We start from the raw sequence: 18,036 nt of genomic DNA, 5'->3' as shown, positions 1-18,036 counted from the left end.
ATCCGACCTCAGCTCGTGATCCCGGACGAGGCCAGCNCCGTCCCGCGCTATCGCCTGCCGCGCTCGTCGATGCCGGCGGCAACCGCCTACCAGCTCGTTCACGACGAACTGATGCTGGACGGGAACGCCCGGCTGAATCTGGCGACGTTCGTGACCACCTGGATGGACGACCACGCGAACCTGCTGATGGCCGAGTGCGCCTCGAAGAACATGATCGACAAGGACGAGTACCCGCAGACGGCCGAGCTGGAGTCCCGCTGCGTGAACATGCTCGCGGATCTCTGGCACGCCCCGGACGCCAGCAACACCATCGGGTGCTCGACCACCGGGTCATCCGAGGCCTGCATGCTTGCCGGCCTGGCCATGCTGCGGCGGTGGCGCGCCGCCCGGAAGAACGGCGGAACCCGCGGCGGCGGGGCGCCGGGCGGCGCGCCACCGGCCCCGAACATCGTCATGGGCGCGAACGTGCAGGTCTGCTGGGAGAAGTTCGCCCGCTACTGGGACGTCGAGCCCCGCCTGGTGCCACTCGCGCCGGGGCGGACCCACCTGACCCCGGAGGAGGCCGTCGCCCACTGCGACGCGAACACGATCGGCGTCGTGGCCATTCTCGGCTCCACCTTCGACGGGACCTACGAGCCGGTGGAGTTGATCGCCCAGGAGCTGGACCGGCTGGCCGAACGGGGCGGCCCGGATGTCCCGATCCACGTGGACGCCGCGTCCGGCGGGTTCATCGCGCCCTTCTGCGACCCGGACCTGCGCTGGGACTTCCGGCTGAAGCGAGTCGTCTCGATCAACACCTCGGGTCACAAGTACNGGCTGGTGTACCCCGGTGTGGGCTGGGTGGTGTGGCGGGACGTCCAGCNCCTTCCGGCCGATCTCGTCTTCGACGTCGACTATCTCGGCGGCCGGATGCCGACCTTCGCCCTGAACTTCTCCCGCCCCGGAGCACAGGTCGTGGCCCAGTACTACTCGTTGCTGCGACTCGGGCACGCCGGCTATCAGCTGAGCGCCCGCACGTGCCGTGACAACGCGCGATGGATCGCGGACGAGGTCGCCAAGCTGGGGCCGTTCGAGCTGGTGTCCGACGGCTCCGGCATCCCGGCGTTCGCGTTCACGACGAGGGACGGGGCCGGTTTCAGCGTCTTCGAGGTCTCCGAGGCCCTGCGGNCCCNAGGGTGGCTGGTGCCCGCCTACCGCTTCCCGCCGAATCTGACGGACCTGACTGTGCTGCGGATCGTCGTCCGCCCGGAGTTCAGCCGGGACCTCGCGCAGTTGCTGGTGGAGGATCTCGAACGGGTGGTCCGCCGGCTCGGGAGCCGAGGTGGCCCGCCGGCGCGGGACCCCGCGGAAGGGGCCGCCTTCCATCACTGAAGTCAGCTGCCAGCACGGACACGCTGAAGACACCCAGGCAATATGCGCAGTTCACGAACCACGTACCGACTTGCGCGGAAGGAGCCGAGATGGCGACGCAGCAGGCCGTCCAGGCGCCGCGGAGGTTTACACCCGGTGGGTGCGGGGACGCCGGAGTAACTACAGCTGTCGGCGCCCCGACAACCCGCCACGGCAGCCGAGAAATTCTTCACGGAATGAAAGGAAATTTTCAGGAAAAACCCAGGCCGCGGCCCGGTGGGGCCACCGATGACCCGGCGGTGGGCGATGGCGCCCGCCCTGGGCTCCCACCGGCTCCCACCGGCTCACCACGGGGTGAGAGCCACTGCGGGTGGGATCTGGCGGCACCTGTGGGCTCTCTCGGCCCGAGTAGCGCGGGTCACACGACTGGTCGCGGGTCACATCGTCGGCGAAGCGCTGAACAGGTCGCGATGTTACAGCGAACACACCATTCGGCAGGTTGTATTCTTGCAAACACTTAGCGTGACGCGGCGAACCTCACCATGACGGCGGCCGCAAAACTAGGCATTGTTGGAGTTAAGCGAAATCGAGAAAGGTGATGCAGTGCATTCTGTGACCTCTCCCACGGCCGCTGTCCAGGCTAAGACCCGGTTAACCAGTGATGTCCCCCGCCAGCCGCAACGCAGGTACCGGGACAAGGCGACCCGCGCCGACCGTACTGTGATCGCCGTCCGTGAGGCCCTGGCCCGGGCCGATCGCCCGGTGCGCGCCCGGGTCCTCGCGCTCGACCTCGGTCTGCCCCCCGCCGAAGTGACCGCCGGCCTGCGCCGGCTCCAGGATCTCGGCGCCGCTTCCTCACACGCTCGCCGCTGGGTCGCCGTCGACCCGGCCACCAGCCCTGCCACCGCTGCACCGGCTGCGGCCTCTGCCGCCGCGCCCACCACACCCACCGCGCCCACCACACCCACCACGCCGAGCTGCGTGCGCTCCCGGGCCGCCGAGCGCCCCGATCGCGAGCAGTCGTGAGAACGTCCCGCTGAACCGCGCGGCGACCTGGTCACCAGGACGTTGTCGCCAAGCAGCCTCATACCGGGCACCAACGCCTGCCCCGGGGCCACAGACAGCCCCAAGGCAGGCGGGTCCCCGGTGACCACCGGCGGCGGAACCGGCCGCCGTACCCGTGGCGGTCGCCGTCAGGAGGCCGGCGCCACCGAGATCGACTTCACGTCGAGATAGCTCTCGATGCCCTCACGGCCGAGTTCACGCCCGATACCGCTGGCCTTCACCCCGCCGAACGGGGCGTTCGGGTCCATGCTGTAGGCCTGGTTGACGCCGAAGGTTCCGCTGCGGACCTTGCGAGCCACCGCGAGCCCGCGCTCGACGTCCGCGGTCCACACCGATCCGGACAGCCCGTACTCGGTGTCGTCCGCGATCCGGACGGCTTCGGCATCGTCGCCGTAGGGCAGCACCGTCAGGACGGGACCGAAGATCTCCTCCTGGGCGATGCGCATACCGCTGTCGACGTCAGCGAAGACCGTCGGGCGGACGTACCAGCCGCGCTCGACCCCCGCCGGCAGCTCGCTGCCGCCCGCGACGAGGCGGGCGCCCTCCTTCTGGCCCTCCTCGATGAAACCGCGCACCCGCTCCTGCTGCCGGCGGGCCACCAACGGGCCGACCTTCGTCGCGGGATCGGACGGGTCACCGACCGGCAGCGACTCGACCATGGCCACCAGGGCGTCGAGGTACTCGGCGTAGCGCGACCGCGGGACGAGGATCCGGGTCTGCGCCACACAGGCCTGCCCGCTGTTCATCAGGCCGGCGATCTCCACACCGGCCGCGACGGCGGCCGGGTCCGCGTCGTCGAGGACCACGGCGGCGGACTTGCCACCGAGCTCCAGGCTGACCCGCTTGAGGTTCGAGCCGCAGGACGCGGCGACCAGCCGGCCCGCCGCGGTGGAGCCGGTGAACGAGACCTTGTCGACACCGGGGTGTGACACGAGGTACTCGCCCAGCTCACGATCACCGGGCAGCACGCTCACCACACCCGGCGGCAGTCCGGCCTCGGTCAGCAGGTCCGCCAGCGCGTAGGCGTCGAGCGGCGTCTCCGGCGACGGCTTGAGCACCACCGAGCACCCGGCGAGCAGCGCCGGCACCAGCTTCCCGACCGTCAGGAACAGCGGCATGTTCCACGGGACGATCGCCGCGACGACACCGATCGGCTCCTTGCGCAGGAGGATGTCCTGCCCGTAGAAGCCCTTGCGCGGCTCCTCCCAGGGCAGGTTCTCCGCGATGTCGGCGAAGGCGCCCATCATCATCCACGGCAGGGTGACGTGGGAAAGCTTCGCGAAGGAGATCGGCGCACCCATCTCAGCGCTGATCAGCTGGGCGAGCTCCTTGCGGCGCGGCTTCACCAGCGCGGCGAGACGCCGGATGACCTCGGCCCGCTCGGCCGGGGCGAGACGCGGCCAGGGCCCCTCGTCGAACGCGCGGCGAGCCGCCGCCACTGCCCGGTCGACGTCCTCGCTACCGGCCGCGGCGATGCGGGCGATGACCTGTTCGGTGTGCGGCGAGACGACCTCGATCGTGCCCGTGCCCCGCGGCGCGGCCCATTCGCCCCCGATGAACAGACGTTCTTGCTCCTGCATGAGTCCCTCCGGACACGGCCCGCGGTAGTGGTCCAGTCATTGACGAGCAACACGCTCGGACACGCCGGCAGGCGGCCTCACGAGCAGTGGCCGCCGCGCGCGCCCACCGGCGCACCCGCCGGCGCGGCGGCCGGCGCGCGCCTCGCCCGGCCGACAGTTGCGGTTGCCATGCGACAACACTAACGTTGGCAACAAAATCGAACAACCGAATCCATCTCGCCGCCGGCACGGGAAAGTGATCCACTGGAAGCGAATTCCGCCGCGCCGCCGGGCCGCCGCCGGGCCTGATCGCCCCGGCCGCCCGGTTCTCGGCCCACCCCAAGATCGAAGCAGCACCGAACATCAGGAACCCGGCCGTCCGCGACGGTGAAACCCCCGCCATCGCCAGCTGTTCGGCGGGCCTCCTCCAGCGGCTTCCAGACCCGGCACCGATCCGCCCCGCCGGGTGCCCTTCGAAGGGAATCCGCGAGGGTTCAGAGCCTTCTTGCCAATGGGTTCGGAGACTGGCTCGAACGGCCGCGAACAACACCGCTCGCCCGAATTCAACGCCGACCGCCGAAACGAAACCAGGGAGGCAGTCTTGCCCGCACAGAATGTCAGCCGTCCGCGTGCCCGCCGGTCGGAACTGGCCACCCCGGCCAGCAGCGCGCGAATGTGCGAAAAGGCGGCCTCCGCAGGCGCCGATCTGGTTTTCCTCGATCTGGAGGACGCCTGCGCGCCGGCCGCGAAGGAGTCGGCGCGGGGCATCGCCGTCGCCGCGCTCACCGATCTCGACTGGGGCCGGACGGTCCGCGCCGTCCGGGTGAACGGGCTGGACACGCCCTGGTGCCATGACGACATCATCGAGATCGTCACCGGGGCCCGGGAGGCCCTCGACGTGATCATCGTGCCCAAGGCGCGGACCGCGCGGGACGTCTGGTGGGTGGACGTCCTGCTAACCCAGCTGGAGCACAAGCTCGGCCTCACCCGGCGGATCGCGCTCGAGGTGCTGGTGGAGGAGGCCGANGGGCTGGCGAACGCGGCCGAGATCGCCCGGGCGAGCAGCCGCCTGGAGGCGATCATCTTCGGCGCGGGCGACCTTTCCGCCTCGTTGCGCGCCCGGGTCGACGGCAACTTCGACCCCGTGGGGGAGTATCCCGGCGACTTCTGGCATTTCGCGCGGGTCCAGGTGCTGGCCGCGGCGCGGGCGGCCGGCATCGACGCGATCGACGCCCCCTACCCGGCCTACCAGGATGTCGACGGTTACCGCCGCGCCGCCACCCACGCGAGCCTGTTGGGGTTCGACGGCAAGTGGGCGATCCACCCCGCGCAGATCCCGATCGCGAACGAGGTGTTCGCCCCCACCGAGCAGGAGATCGCCGAGGCGCACGACGCCGTCGCGGTCTACCGGGCCGCCGAGGCCGACGGCGTCGGCGCGATCGGCCGCGAGGGACGCCTGGTCGACGCGGCCCACATGCGCCTCGCCGCGAACGTCCTGTACAAGGCGTCCCTGGCGGGCACGGGCACCTGAGGAGCGGGTCGGGCCCGCCCCGGCGCGCCGGCCCGCCCGGCCGTGGGCCGCCGCGCCCGTGGGCCGGCGCGCCCGTGGGCCGGCGCGGCGGGCCACCCGCGGGCGGGCCGCGAAACGCGCACGCCGAATAACCGCACGGGCTTTTTCCAGTCGCGCCGCACGGTTTTCAGCACTGCTTCTCCGGAAGACGGCCAAGCCGTCAGGACTACCGCTCTGACATCTTTACCCCGAAGACATGATGTGTAGACTGACTGACATGGTCGAGCAGCAATCTGACTCCCTTCCCACGGGCCACCTCGAAGGCAAGGTCGCGGTGGTTACCGGGGCCGGCTCCGGTATCGGCCGGGCAACCGCCCTGCTTTTCGGGCAGTCCGGCGCCCGGGTCGTGTGCGCCGACATCAGCGGCCGGGAGAAGGACACGGCGGCGGCTATTGGTGAGGGTGCGGTCGCCGTCCACGCCGACGTCTCCTCCGCCACGGACGCGAAGAATATGATCGATACCGCGGAGCGCGAGTTCGGGCGGCTCGACGTGCTCTTCAACAACGCTGGTTTCGGTGGTCCGCCCAACCNGCTCGCGGAAATCGACGAAGAGACCTTTGATGTGCTGATCGCGGTCAACCTCAAGGGCGTCTTCCTCGGTATGAAGTACGGGATCACCGCTATGCTGCGCCACGGCGGCGGCTCGATCATCAACACCGCGTCCGCGGCCGGGCTGGTCGGTTGGAAGGGCAAGGCCGGGTATTCCGCCGCCAAGGGCGGCGTCATCCAGCTCACCAAGTCGGCCGCCCTGGACTACGCGGAGAGCAACATCCGGGTCAACGCCATCTGCCCGGGCATGACCTGGACCGGCCTGGCCAACGCGGCCGACGACTCGGAGCCGCCGGACGGCCGGCGGCTGCCCCAGCCCATGCGCCGCTGGGGCCGGCCGGGAGAGCTGGCGGCGGCGGCGTTGTTCCTCGCCAGCGACGAGTCGTCCTTCATCACCGGCACGGCGATCCCCGTCGACGGCGGGTACGTGGCCCGCTGAGCGCACGCCGCGCTCACCCGCCGGCCAGCCGTTCGACGACCGGGGCGAAGCTGTCGATCTCCGTTTGCTGGACGCTCACGTAGTTCACCCCGAACGCCGCCCGCCGTTCCTGGAGCCGATCGACGACCTCGTCCAGGGAGCCGACGAGCACGTTCGGGTGCTGCATCAGGCCGTCGGGGTCGACCTGCATGGTCCCCGCGACCCGGGCGACCGCGGCCGCGGCCTCGGCGGCGTCCCGGGTGACCCGGGTGAAGAACGGCGAGCTCTCGATGTCGAGGCCGGAGAACCGCTCGCCGGCCGCGTCCCGGACGTAGCCGACCCGCCGCACGGCCTCCTCGGCGGGGGTGAGCCCGTCGGAGTTCACCGGCACGAACGGCACATTGGAGATGCTGACGATGTCGGCCTCGCGGCCGGCCAGGGAAAGCACCCGCCGCCGGCCGCCGCCGATCATGATGGGCGGGTGCGGCCGCTGCACCGGCCGCGGCAGCCCCGCATAGCCGCTGACATTGACGAACTCGCCCTTCTGGTCGATGTCGTCGCCGGACCAGTGCGCCCGGAACAGCGCGATCGCCTCGGTGAGCCTCCCGATCCGCTGCCCCGGTGGCGCGAAGTCCACGCCCATGGCCCGGTACTCGGCCTCGCTCCAGCCGGCGCCGATGCCGAACTCCAGCCGGCCGTCGGAGAGCAGGTCGATCGTCGCCGCCTCCTTCGCCAGGACGGCGGGCAGGTGGTAGTCGACGCAGAAGACCCGGCNACCGACCCGCAGGGTGGTCGTCACCGCCGCCGCCGTGGCCATCGCCGCGACAGGCGCGAGGTACTGCGGTGGCCACCGGGCCTCGCGCTGCGCCGGACCCGGCCCCAGGTAGTGGTCGGCCAGGAAGAGGGTGGAGAACCCGAGTTCCTCGACCCGACGGGCAAGATCGCGCCACTCGGTCGCTGACTTCGCCTTCGTGGCCTGGACCGCGAAGCGGAAGGGTCGCTCGTTCGTCACGGGCCGGACAATAACATGCCGTCCGACTATAGGACGACCTCAGATCTCGTGGTAGCGTGATTTCCGGTGGGGAAGATCGGGGTTCTCTTCCACCATCGGAGAGGACGCACCCGTGGTCAAGGGGGCGAGCCCGGCCGGTCCGAGAACCGGCGCACCGCCCGACCGCGCAAGCACCGGGAGCTGACAACATGCACGCACTCCAGGGCCTCAGAGTTCTCGATCTGGGCACGTACCTCGCGGGGCCGTTCTGTGCCACGGTGCTGGGCGAGTTCGGTGCCGACATCATCAAGGTGGAGCGCCCTCTGACCGGCGACAACCTGCGCCGCTTCGGCACCGAGACCGACTGCGGCGACACGCTGGTCTGGCTCAGCGAGAGCCGCAACAAGCGGTCGGTGACGCTGAACCTCGGCGACCCGCGGGGCCTCGAGATCCTCCGCGACCTCATCACGACGGCCGACGTGGTGATCGAGAACTTCCGTCCCGGAGTGATGGAGCGCTGGGGCCTCGGGCCGGAGGCGATCGCCGAGCTGAACCCCCGGGTGATCGTGCTGCGGGTGTCGGCGTACGGGCAGTCCGGCCCCAACCGCGACCTCCCCGGCTTCGCCCGGATCGCGCACGCCTTCTCCGGGCTCGCCTACCTGGCCGGCGAGCCCGGCGGGCGGCCGGTGACCCCCGGTTCCACCTCCCTGGCCGACTACATGACCGGGCTGTACGGCGTGATCGGCGTGCTGATGGCGCTGCGGGCCCGGGAGAGCACCGGTAAGGGCCAGGTGGTGGACCTGGCCCTGTACGAGTCGGTCTTCCGTGCCCTCGACGAGATCGCGCCGGCCTACCAGCAGTTCGGCTTCGTGCGCGAGCGGATGGGCGCCGACACCGTCAACGTGCTCCCCCACAGCCACTACCAGACCAGGGACGACCGCTGGATCGCGATCGCCTGCTCCAACGACGACATGTTCGCCCGGCTGACCCGCGCCATGGGCCGCCCNGAGCTGGCCGACGCCGACCAGCTCGGCCCCAAGGCCAGCCGACTGGCAGCCCGTGACCTCGTCAACTCGCTGGTCAGCGAGTGGGTGGGGTCACTGACCTGCGAGGACGTGCTCGCCCGGTGCCGCGAGGCGCAGGTGCCGGCCGGGCAGCTCTACTCGATCGCCGACATCTTCGACGACCCGCAGTACCGGCACCGTCAGACGGTCAGTGTCGAGGACTCCCGGATCGGCCCGCTGGCCGTGCCCGGCGTGATCCCGGCCCTCTCCGACACCCCGGGCGAGATCCGCTGGCTGGGCCCGGAGCTCGGCGCGCACACCGACGACGTGCTCACCGAGCTGATCGGACGCACCCCGGAGGAGATCGCGCGGCTGCGTGCCGACGGGGTGATCTGAGGACATCCGAAGCAAGGCTTTTCCAACCGCCCCGGCAGTGTGGGCCCGTCGGCGGTGAACGAACTGATCCTGCGAAAGGGGTTGGGCCGATGGCCATCCAGGAACGACTTGCTACCGGGCGGGGCAAGTACACGCCGAACTACAAGGACCTCGACACCGGTCCGGTCTCCTACGAGGACTCCATCTCCGAGGAGTTCTTCCAGGCCGAGCGCGCGGCCATCTTCCGGCGGACCTGGCTGAAGGTCGGCCGGGTGGAGCAGCTGCCGCGCAACGGCACGTTCTTCACCCGTGAGCTCGTCGGCCTGGGATCCATCGTGATCACCCGGCACACCGACGGCGAGGTGTACGCGCTGCACAACATCTGCGCGCACCGCGGTAACAAGGTGGTCTGGCAGGAGCACCCGGGCAACGAGACGGCCGGCACCGCCCGGCAGTTCGCCTGCAAGTACCACGGCTGGCGGTACGGCCTCGACGGGAAGTGCTCCTACGTCACCAAGCGCGCCGAGTTCTTCGACTCGCTGCCCGACGACCAGCTGGCCATGCCACCGCTGCGCTGCGAGGTCTTCGCCGGGTTCATCTTCGTGAACTTCTCCGCGGACGCGCCGCCGCTGCGCGAGTTCCTCGGCGAGAAGCTCGTCGCCGAGCTGGAGAGCTGGCCGTTCGAGAAGTTCACCAACCACTGGTCGTTCCGGACGAAGGTAAACGGCAACTGGAAGATCGGTATCGACGCGCTGCTGGAGTGGTACCACCCGGCCTACGTCCACGGCCGGTTCCTGAACACCAACGTCGCCGAGGCGGAGAAGCTCGTCCCGCCGATGGACTCCTACCACTACGACCTGTTCACGCCGCACATGCTGACCTCGGTGCCCGGCCCGCCGCTGCTGAAGAAGAAGGACGGCTCGGCCGGCCCCGCCGCCCGCGACATGAACTGGGTCTACCGGCTGTTCCGCGCCGGCCTGTTCGGCCCGGACGACGTCCGCGAGGACCTCGGCCACCTCACCGACGCGCGTAACCCGGGGCAGATCCGCGCCTGGAGCAACGATCAGTACTGGTTGTTCCCGAACCTGTCGATCCAGCTGTGGGGCCGCGGCTACTACATCACCTACCAGTACATCCCGGAGACGGTCGGCACCCACGCCTACGAGGTGGACATCTACTTCCCGGAGCCGAAAACCGCNTCCGAGCGCCTCGCCCAGGAGCTCGTCGTCGACAGCACCATCGAGTTCGCGATGCAGGATACGAACACGGTCGAGGCCACCTGGTCGCAGCTCAACAACCGGGCACTGCAGACATTCCACCTGTCCGACATGGAGCTGATGATCCGCCAGTTCCACCAGGTCGTCCGGGACGCCGTCGCGGCGCACCAGGCCGGCAGCGAGAAGTAGAGGAGCCCGCCGCCATGACCACCACCGTGGAGACCTCCCTGCCGCAGCGGTTCAGCGCCCTGGAACCCTGGGTCGCCGACTGGGCCCTCGCCANCCGGGAAGAGCGCTATCAGAAGCGGCTGTCGAAGACCATCGACGAGCTGCAGGAGTTCTACGACGCGATCGCCCCGCACGCCGAGGACGCGATGGCCTACCTCGACACCCTCGACCTGAACGACCTGCCGGCCGACGCCACCCGGCTGCTGCACCTGCTCTATTCGATGATCATGGCGTCGTACCCGGTGAACATCTTCAAGCAGCCGCGGATCCCGGACTCCGGCGCGGCCTACTTCGACACCGCCGTCGAACCCGCACTCTGACGAGGGCCTACTGCCATGAGCATCTCCATCACGAAGCTCGGCCCGACCACCGGTGTCGCGATCAGCGGTCTGTCCGGGAGCGAGCTGGTCGACCGCCGGGTCGCGGACGACTGCCGAGCCGCACTCGCGGAAAGCGGCGTCGTCATCTACCGGGAGGTCAACGTCGACGACGACGACCTGGTGGCCTTCAGCCGGCTGCTCGGTGACGTCGTCCCGCTGCCGATGGGCGGCCACCCGGATCACCCGGAGATCCAGCGGATCACCCGCGACGCCTCGAAGAGCAAGCTGGCCGCCTACCGCGAGGCGACCTTCTTCTGGCACATCGACGGGACGACCGACGCGGTGCCGAACAGGGCGACCCTGCTGACGGCCCGGCAGGTCTCCGGTGACGGGGAGGGCGACACCGAGTTCGCCAACACCTACGCCGCCTACGACGCGCTCTCCGCCGCGGAGAAGGCCGAGCTGGAGGGGCTGCGGGTGGTGCACAGCTTCGCCGCCTCCCAGCTGCTGGTGTACCCGGACCCGTCGCCCAAGGAGCGGGCCGCCTGGGACCGCAACCCGTCCCGGGAGCACCCGCTGGTGTGGACGCGGAGCAACGGCCGCAAGTCCATGCTGCTCGGCGCGACGGCCGGCGAAGTCGCCGGGATGTCGGCCGAGGAGGGTCNGGCGCTGCTCGACCGGCTGCTGGCCTGGGCGACCCAGCCCGAGTTCGTCGTGCGCCACAGCTGGCATCCGGGCGATCTGGTCATCTGGGACAACACCGGACTTCTGCACCGGGCGCTGCCCTACGGGGAGTCATCCAGCCGGCTGATGCACCGCACATCGCTGGCCGGCGAGGAGGCTGTCGCGTAATTCTGTTCGCGTGGTGTGAGAGCGTGTGAACCGCCAGGCGGTTCGCGCGCTCTCACCTCGCCGACCGATCACCAGCGACGCAGCAACCACAGGGAGGTTCGGCACAGTGACCGAACGACGCACGGCAGTCGTCACCGGGGGTGGCTCGGGCATCGGCCGCGCCATCAGTCTCCGCCTGGCCGAGGACGGGTTCGCCACCGCGATCCTCGACCTCAACGAGGAGGCGGCGCAGCAGGTGGCCGAGGAAGCCCGCCAGAAGGGGGGCGAGGCCGCCGCGTTCGCTGTCGACGTCTCCGACCGCGCCCAGGTGAACGCCGTGCTCGACCGGGTACGGAGCACCTTCGGCCCCATCCTCGTGCTCGTCAACAACGCTGGGATCACCGGCTTCAAGGAGTTCCTGAAGATCACTGACCCGGTCTGGGACCGGATCATCGCGGTGAACCTCAGCGGCCCGCTGTACTGCACCCAGAACGTCGTGCCGGACATGATCGAGGCGGGCTGGGGGCGGATCGTCAACATCTCGTCGTCCAGTGCCCAGTCCGGGCAGCAGTACATGGTCCACTACGTGTCGACCAAGGCGGGCCTGATCGGCTTCACCAAGTCGCTCGCCCTCGAGCTCGGGCCGAAGGGGATCACCGTCAACACGATCCCGCCGGGCTTCGTCGACACCCCGATGCTGCGGGCGTCCGAGGAGCGCGGCCTGCTGGGCGGGACGGTCGACAAGCACGCCGACCTCACCCCCGTCCGGCGCCCCGGCCGGCCGGAGGACATCGCCGCGGCGGCCTCGTTCCTCATCTCCGAGGAGGCCGGCTACATCACCGGCCAGGTGATCGGCGTCAACGGCGGCCGCAACACCTAGAGGCACCGCCCGCCGCGGGACAGCCCGCCACGGGACAGCCCGGGCCGCGAAGAACGGCCCGGGCTGTCCGGCGCGAGCTAGGCGGGGACGCTCAGGCCGGCCTCCACGCCCATGAGCTGGGCGAGGTTGCCGCCCATGATCTTGCGGACGAGCTCCTCCGGCAGGTGTGCCAGATCGTCGAGGTAGCTCACCGGGCTCGCCAGGCCCTCGGGGTGGGGGTAGTCGGAGCCGAACAGCACGTGGTCCTCGCCCAGGAGCTGGGCGAGCTCACCGAGGTCGTCCTCCCAGAAGGGGCTCACGTAGATGTTCCGCTTCACCACCTCGACCGGGTTCTCCAGGAAGTCCTGCGGCATCTTCTTGTAGAGCGCCTTCATCGCCGAGAGCAGCGGGGCGACCCAGCTCATCCCGTTCTCGATGATGGCGATCTTCAGCCGCGGGAATCGGGAGAGCGCGCCATGGCAGACCAGCGCCGAGACCGCGTCCTCGATCGGCCGCCAGGACTGCAGCATGCGGAACGTGTTCGGCTGGAAGGGCAGCATCTCGGTGCTCGAGCCCATCCAGTCGCTCTGGTACCGGGAGTAGCCGCTGTCGGACGAATGCATCGCGACCAGGATTCCGGACTCCTGGACCCGCTCCCAGAACGGATCGAACTCCGGCAGCCCGAACGAACGGGGCCCGCGCAGGCCGGGAACCGGAGCCGGCCTGATCAGCACCACCCGCGCGCCGCGCTCAAGCACCCATTCGAGCTCCTCGATCGCCTTCTCCACGATCGGCAGCGTGATCACCGGGGTGGTGAAGATGCGGTCCAGGCCCTCGTAGTTGAACTGCCAGGTCTCGTAGAGCCACTCGTTCAGGGCGTGGATGACGGCGTGCACCAGGTCCACGTCATCGCGCATGCGCTCCTCGATGAGGCTGGCGAGCGTGGGGAACATCAGGGTGCGGGCGAGGCCCTGCTCGTCCAGGAGCCTGAGCCGGGCGGCGGGCTCGCGCCAGGCGTCGATGCACTTCACCGGCTTGCCGAAGATCTCCCGACGGGACAGGCCGTCGGGGTTGCCCTTCCGGTAGTAGTCCTCCTGCGCACCCGGCCGGGCCACCACGTCGAACGTGGGGTTCGGGATGTACTCGCTCACCTGGCCACGAACCATGATCTTGGTCCGGCCACGGACCTCGATGTACTCGATCGCGCCCCGGTAGCGGTCGGGCAGGAATTTGGTCAGCGCTTCCCTGGGCTCGTAAAGATGGTTGTCCGCATCGAACACAGGTATGTCGGAACGGGGCACGCGGCCCTCCAGAAGTCGGTTGTGGCCGAGCAGGCCGTGGGGGTAGTGAACGCTTCCTATCCTCACTACACGGTGCCGCCCCGACGTGCCAGCAGAGCGCCCGGCGGTCACGGGAAGCACCCGTCGACGCCGGTGACAGTAAGGTCAGATCGTCGCGGCAGTCAGCTGCGGGCAACTGGTGGGACCGCCGCCCAGCTGATCTCCGCCCCGCCGGAAGCAGGTCATGGATGGAAGTCCACGAGGTCGACGAGGCACCCGAGGCACCCGAGGTCAACCGGAATCCGCTCGGCATCGACGCCGAGGCCGTGGGGCGCTGGTTCGGGGAGCGGGTCGCGGGAGCCGAACCGCCGCTGCGCTACGACCGCGTCACCGGTGGCCACTCCTGCCTCACCTACCTCGTCACGGACGCCCGGGGCACGCGCTACGTGCTGCGCCGGCCGCCCGTCNGCGCCCTGCTGGCCACCGCGCACGACGTCACCCGGGAGGCACGGATCCTGGCCGCGCTCGCGGACTCCGAGGTCCCGGTGCCGCCCGTCCTCGGCGTATGCGACGACAGCGCGGTGACCGGCGCCCCCTTCTACGTGATGGAGCACGTGGCCGGGGTCGTGGTGCGCGAAGCGGCCGACGCCGACCGGCTCCTGCCGTCCGCCCAGGCCCGTCGCGAGGCAGGGCACTCGCTGGTCGACGCGCTGGCCGCGCTGCACGCGATCGACGTCGACGAGGTCGGCCTCGGCGGCCTCGCCCGCCGGGACGGGTACCTGGACCGGCAGCTCCGGCGCTGGTCGGCGCAGTGGGAGGCTTGCGGGCTCGGTGACCTGGGCGGCATCACCAGGCTGCGTGACTGGCTCGTCGGGCACCGCCCACCGGAGTCGGCGGCCCGGATCGTGCACGGCGACTTCCGGCTCGGCAACGCGCTGCTCGCCCCGGACGGGCGGCTGTGTGCGCTGCTCGACTGGGAGCTGTGCACTCTCGGTAACCCGCTCGCCGACCTCGCCTACCTGCTGCGCACCTGGTCGACGGTGGACGCCCGGGCCGGCCAGGGGCCGCTGACGACGTCGCTGCCCGGGTTCCCCACCGCCGACGAGCTCGCGGACCGGTACGCGCAGCGCTCCGGCCGGCCGAACGGGCAGCTCGACTACTGGCTGGCGTTCACCGCCTGGCGGGCCGCCGGCATCCTGGCCGGGGTGTACCGGCGCTACACCGACGGCAAGATGGGGGACCCGCCCGACGACCTGCCGTCCTTCCTCGTGGAGGTCGAGGCGCGCGTCCACCAGGGTCTGGGTTTCGCGCGCCTCGCCTGACGCCGAGGTCCGGCGGGCCCGCGGTCAGAGCTCGGCCGCCTCCCGCTCCAGGCGTTCGGCGAAGGTGGCGAAGGCCCGCTCACGCAGCGTGGGCAGATGCCCGGACGGGAACAGCGTCTCGACCGGCGTGTACTCCCGCAGCACCTGGCGGGCCAGGGTGACCTTGTGGACCTCGGTCGGCCCGTCGGCGATACCGAGGGCCTCGGCGGTGACCATCATGCTCACGAACGGCATCTCGTTGGAAACACCCAGTGAGCCGTGCAGGCGCAGCGCGCGCNGGGCGACGTCGTGCAGCACGCGGGGCAGCATCACCTTGACCGCCGAGATGTCCTTGCGGACCTTCCGGTAGTCCTTGTGCCTGTCGATGAGCCAGGCGGTGCGCAGCACGAGCAGCCGGAAGCACTCGATGTCGATCCAGCTGTCGGCGACCTTCTCCTGTGTCATCTGCAGCGACCCCAGCGGGCCGTTCCTGGTCTGCCGGGAGACGGCCCGCTCGCAGAGCAGGTCGAAGGCGCGCCGGGCGAGCGCCACCGTCCGCATGGCGTGGTGGACCCGCCCGCCGCCGAGCCGGGTCTGGGCGATCGCGAAGGCCTGGCCCTGACCACCGAGCAGATGGTCGGCCGGCACCCGGACGTCGTTGTAGCGCACATAGCCGTGGTCGCGCCGCACTCCCCCGAGCGTGCCCTGCTCGGGCGGCTCGGTGGCGACCGCGGGGTTGCGCACGATCTCGATCCCGGGCGTCTCGGCGGGCACGATGAACATCGACATCCCCTGGTAGGGCCCGGCCCCGGGGTCGGTGACCGCCATGACGATGAAGAAGGCCGCGTGCCGGGCGTTGGTCGAGAACCACTTCTCACCGTTGATCACCCAGCTGTCCCCGTCGCGGACGGCCCGGACCCGGAACAGGGTCGGGTCGGCGCCACCGTGCGGCTCGGTCATCGAGTAGCAGGACGCGATCTCCCCGTCGAGCAGCGGCTGAAGGTAGCGGTCCTTCTGCGCGGGCGTGCCGAAGTGCGCGAGGATCTCGGCGTTGCCGGAGTCGGGCGCCTGGCAGCCGAAGATCGACGGCGCCCACCGCGAGCGGCCGAGAATCTCGTTGAGCAGGGCGAGCCGGACCTGGCCGTAGCCCAGGCCGCCCAGCTCGGGGCCGAGGTGGCAGGCCCACAGTCCCCGGGCCCGGACCTCTTCCTTGAGCGGCCGGACGATCTCCTGCGCCCGCCGGTCCAGTTTGTCGTACGGATTGTCAAGGACGAAATCCAGCGGCTCGATGACGTCCCGTACGAAGGTGTCGACCCAGTCGAGCTGCTCCTGATAGGCCGGATCGGTCTCGAAGTCCCACACGATCGCACTCGCTCCATTCGCGGATCAGCTGCCCCGGGCGGGGCAGGATGGTGCACTGGGACCCGGTACCGCGCAAACGGCATTGCATTCTGCGAGAATGCGGTTTGCAGAGGTTGGGGACCGGGCCGGCCGCCGACAACATCGCTACCCGGATCATCGGATTGGACGTATGACGTGTACGACATGCCGGAAGAGATCGACGTTCGCGCGGACGGTTCGCTGCGGATCATCACTCTGAACCGACCCGAGGAGCTCAACGCCGTCAACGACGCGCTGCACACCGGGCTTGCACAGCTCTGGCCGCGGTTGAACGAGGACCGCTCCGCGCGGGCCGCGGTGATCACCGGCAGCGGGCGGGCCTTCTCCGCCGGCGGCGACTTCAACTACCTGGAGGAACTGTTCCAGGACAAGGAGCTGCGCGCCAAGTCGATCGCGCACGGCCGTGACATCGTCCTCAACATGGTGCGGTGCCGGATCCCGGTGGTGGCCGCGGTGAACGGCCCCGCCGTCGGCCTCGGCTGCAGCCTGGTAGCCCTCAGCGACATCGTGTACATCGGCGAGAAGGCGTTCCTCGCCGACCCGCACATCCAGGTCGGGCTGGTGGCAGCCGACGGCGGCCCACTCACCTGGCCGCTGAACACCAGCCTGCACCTGGCGAAGGAGTACGCCTTCACCGGTGCGCGCATCTCGGCCGAGCGCGCCGTCCAGATGGGCCTGGCCAACCATGTCGTCGCCGACCCGCTGGCCGAGGCGCTGGCCTGCGCGAAGCGCATCGCCGAGCTGCCGCGGCAGGCCGTGGAAAGCACCAAGCGGCTGCTGAACATTCACCAGGAACGCGCGGTGCTCGCCAGTCTGGACTACGCGAACACCGCGGAGGAGCAGTCCTTCCAGACTGATGATTTCGCCTCCATCATCGCGCGGCTCTCCGCCAAGAAGAAGAGCTGATCCGCACGGCGGTCCCGGATTCGCCGGCCGGGACCGCCGCCACCGGCTGTTCCTTTTTCGGCCGATCTCTTTGTCTGTCGGTCTCTTCGGCCGGCCTTTCCGCTTTCGCTGGCCGGATTTTCCGCGGTGGGTGCCGGGCGACCGTTCGCGGTCGGTTATTCCCGGCCGAGGTCGAGGAGCCGGCGGGCGATGATGTTCCGCTGGATCTCGGCCGTGCCGCCGTAGATGGTGGCCGCGCGGGAGTAGAGGTATTCGGAGCGCCAGCGGGGGTCGGTGAGTTCGACCGCGCCGGGGAGCAGGTCGCGGGCGGTGTCGAACAGCCGTTGTTCGGCGGTGGCGAGCAGGACCTTGTCGATGGAGGTCTCCGGGCCGAGGTGGGCGCCGGCGGCGAGGCTGCGCTGGGTGGCGTGCGAGCGGCAGCGGATCGTGTGCAGCGCCAGATAGGCCGCGCCCAGATCGGCGTCACTCTCCTCGGCCGGGACGGTCGTCTGCTCCAGCACCCGGTCCAGCCGGGTGAACAGGTGGGCCACCCGGTGCCAGAAACACGTGGACCGCTCGTGCGGCAGCAGGTCCATGGCCAGGCTCCAGCCGTCGCCGGGTCTTCCCAGCATCCGGTCGGCGGGGACGACGACGTCGTCGAAGAAGACCTCGGCGAACTCCTCGACCCCGTGCATCATCTCCAGCGGGCGGACGGTGATCCCCGGAGTGTCCATATCGACGAAGAACGCGGTGATGCCACCGTGCCCGGGCGCGGTGCGGGTGAGCAGCACACAGCGCTGGGAGTACTGCGCCAGGCTGGTCCACACCTTCTG

At 70.1% G+C, this 18,036-nt stretch carries 13 protein-coding genes and 14 pseudogenes; 20 read left to right on the top strand and 7 right to left on the bottom strand.

Features of this window, described 5'->3' with window-relative positions; translation table 11 throughout:
- Positions 1 to 37 precede the first annotated feature (37 nt).
- From UG55_RS34080 to UG55_RS34060, 5 genes and pseudogenes are all read left to right on the top strand, one after another.
- Positions 38 to 813: pseudogene (locus tag UG55_RS34080) on the top strand (glutamate decarboxylase); the annotation flags it as partial.
- Position 814: 1 nt separating this feature from the next.
- Positions 815 to 862, top strand: a pseudogene (locus UG55_RS34075) (hypothetical protein); the annotation flags it as partial.
- 1 nt (position 863) lies between these two features.
- A pseudogene (locus UG55_RS34070) lies at positions 864 to 1,167 on the top strand (pyridoxal-dependent decarboxylase); the annotation flags it as partial.
- Positions 1,168 to 1,172: 5 nt separating this feature from the next.
- Positions 1,173 to 1,371, top strand: a pseudogene (locus tag UG55_RS34065) (glutamate decarboxylase); the annotation flags it as partial.
- Between the two features lie 699 nt (positions 1,372 to 2,070).
- Positions 2,071 to 2,376, top strand: a complete 306-nt coding sequence (locus UG55_RS34060; RefSeq protein WP_242424016.1) for a hypothetical protein — start codon at positions 2,071 to 2,073, stop codon at positions 2,374 to 2,376.
- Positions 2,377 to 2,543: 167 nt separating this feature from the next.
- On the opposite strand, the gene UG55_RS08590 is transcribed toward UG55_RS34060, so the two are convergent.
- Positions 2,544 to 3,995 carry an aldehyde dehydrogenase gene (locus UG55_RS08590; protein WP_066065425.1) on the bottom strand — a complete coding sequence of 484 codons (1,452 nt, stop codon included), beginning with the start codon at positions 3,993 to 3,995 and terminating at the stop codon, positions 2,544 to 2,546.
- Positions 3,996 to 4,620: 625 nt separating this feature from the next.
- Between UG55_RS08590 and UG55_RS34055 the strand changes: the two are divergent.
- From UG55_RS34055 to UG55_RS34040, 4 genes and pseudogenes are all read left to right on the top strand, one after another.
- A pseudogene (locus tag UG55_RS34055) lies at positions 4,621 to 5,000 on the top strand (aldolase/citrate lyase family protein); the annotation flags it as partial.
- 1 nt (position 5,001) lies between these two features.
- A partial coding sequence (locus UG55_RS34050; protein WP_242424015.1) for a CoA ester lyase occupies positions 5,002 to 5,505 on the top strand: 504 nt, incomplete at its 5' end.
- 256 nt (positions 5,506 to 5,761) lie between these two features.
- Positions 5,762 to 6,074, top strand: a pseudogene (locus tag UG55_RS34045) (SDR family NAD(P)-dependent oxidoreductase); the annotation flags it as partial.
- 1 nt (position 6,075) lies between these two features.
- Positions 6,076 to 6,532 (top strand): SDR family NAD(P)-dependent oxidoreductase (locus UG55_RS34040; protein WP_242424014.1); only part of this gene is annotated, 457 nt, incomplete at its 5' end.
- Positions 6,533 to 6,545: 13 nt separating this feature from the next.
- Here UG55_RS34040 and UG55_RS08575 read toward each other — a convergent pair.
- A pseudogene (locus tag UG55_RS08575) lies at positions 6,546 to 7,285 on the bottom strand (LLM class flavin-dependent oxidoreductase); the annotation flags it as partial.
- A gap of 1 nt (position 7,286) precedes the next feature.
- A partial coding sequence (locus UG55_RS34035) for an LLM class flavin-dependent oxidoreductase (protein WP_242424013.1) occupies positions 7,287 to 7,523 on the bottom strand: 237 nt, incomplete at its 3' end.
- Between the two features lie 188 nt (positions 7,524 to 7,711).
- Here UG55_RS34035 and UG55_RS08570 point away from each other — a divergent pair.
- From UG55_RS08570 to UG55_RS08550, 8 genes and pseudogenes are all read left to right on the top strand, one after another.
- Positions 7,712 to 8,508: pseudogene (locus tag UG55_RS08570) on the top strand (CaiB/BaiF CoA transferase family protein); the annotation flags it as partial.
- A gap of 1 nt (position 8,509) precedes the next feature.
- On the top strand, positions 8,510 to 8,902 hold a 393-nt coding region (locus tag UG55_RS34030; protein ID WP_242424012.1), incomplete at its 5' end, for a CoA transferase.
- 89 nt (positions 8,903 to 8,991) lie between these two features.
- Positions 8,992 to 10,079 (top strand): annotated as a pseudogene (locus UG55_RS08565) (Rieske 2Fe-2S domain-containing protein); the annotation flags it as partial.
- A 1-nt stretch (position 10,080) separates the two neighbouring features.
- Positions 10,081 to 10,287, top strand: a pseudogene (locus UG55_RS34025) (RHO alpha subunit C-terminal catalytic domain-containing protein); the annotation flags it as partial.
- Between the two features lie 94 nt (positions 10,288 to 10,381).
- A partial coding sequence (locus UG55_RS34020; RefSeq protein WP_242424011.1) for a hypothetical protein occupies positions 10,382 to 10,646 on the top strand: 265 nt, incomplete at its 5' end.
- Between the two features lie 15 nt (positions 10,647 to 10,661).
- Positions 10,662 to 11,310: pseudogene (locus tag UG55_RS08555) on the top strand (TauD/TfdA dioxygenase family protein); the annotation flags it as partial.
- Position 11,311: 1 nt separating this feature from the next.
- On the top strand, positions 11,312 to 11,498 hold a 187-nt coding region (locus tag UG55_RS34015), incomplete at its 5' end, for a TauD/TfdA family dioxygenase (protein WP_242424010.1).
- Positions 11,499 to 11,604: 106 nt separating this feature from the next.
- Positions 11,605 to 12,357 carry an SDR family NAD(P)-dependent oxidoreductase gene (locus tag UG55_RS08550; protein ID WP_066065403.1) on the top strand — a complete coding sequence of 251 codons (753 nt, stop codon included), beginning with the start codon at positions 11,605 to 11,607 and terminating at the stop codon, positions 12,355 to 12,357.
- Positions 12,358 to 12,434: 77 nt separating this feature from the next.
- On the opposite strand, the gene UG55_RS08545 is transcribed toward UG55_RS08550, so the two are convergent.
- The gene (locus UG55_RS08545; RefSeq protein ID WP_066065400.1) at positions 12,435 to 13,637 is read right to left on the bottom strand and encodes an amidohydrolase family protein; all 1,203 of its coding nucleotides are present in this window, start codon (positions 13,635 to 13,637) and stop codon (positions 12,435 to 12,437) included.
- A 227-nt stretch (positions 13,638 to 13,864) separates the two neighbouring features.
- Here UG55_RS08545 and UG55_RS34010 point away from each other — a divergent pair.
- Positions 13,865 to 14,083: pseudogene (locus tag UG55_RS34010) on the top strand (hypothetical protein); the annotation flags it as partial.
- Position 14,084: 1 nt separating this feature from the next.
- On the top strand, positions 14,085 to 14,938 hold an 854-nt coding region (locus UG55_RS08540), incomplete at its 5' end, for a phosphotransferase family protein (protein WP_242424009.1).
- Between the two features lie 24 nt (positions 14,939 to 14,962).
- Here UG55_RS08540 and UG55_RS34005 read toward each other — a convergent pair.
- A pseudogene (locus UG55_RS34005) lies at positions 14,963 to 15,215 on the bottom strand (acyl-CoA dehydrogenase family protein); the annotation flags it as partial.
- Between the two features lies 1 nt (position 15,216).
- The coding region (locus UG55_RS08535) for an acyl-CoA dehydrogenase family protein (protein ID WP_396230844.1) at positions 15,217 to 16,279 on the bottom strand (1,063 nt) is incomplete at its 3' end.
- Positions 16,280 to 16,453: 174 nt separating this feature from the next.
- Here UG55_RS08535 and UG55_RS08530 point away from each other — a divergent pair.
- On the top strand, positions 16,454 to 17,224 hold the full coding sequence (locus UG55_RS08530) for an enoyl-CoA hydratase/isomerase family protein (RefSeq protein ID WP_066065390.1): 771 nt from the start codon (positions 16,454 to 16,456) through the stop codon (positions 17,222 to 17,224).
- 155 nt (positions 17,225 to 17,379) lie between these two features.
- Here the strand turns inward: UG55_RS08530 and UG55_RS34000 are convergent.
- Positions 17,380 to 18,036: pseudogene (locus tag UG55_RS34000) on the bottom strand (acyl-CoA dehydrogenase family protein); the annotation flags it as partial.

It is taken from the genome of Frankia sp. EI5c, from assembly GCF_001636565.1.
Lineage (GTDB): Bacteria > Actinomycetota > Actinomycetes > Frankiales > Frankiaceae > Parafrankia.
This window is presented reverse-complemented; position numbering and strand designations above follow the sequence as displayed.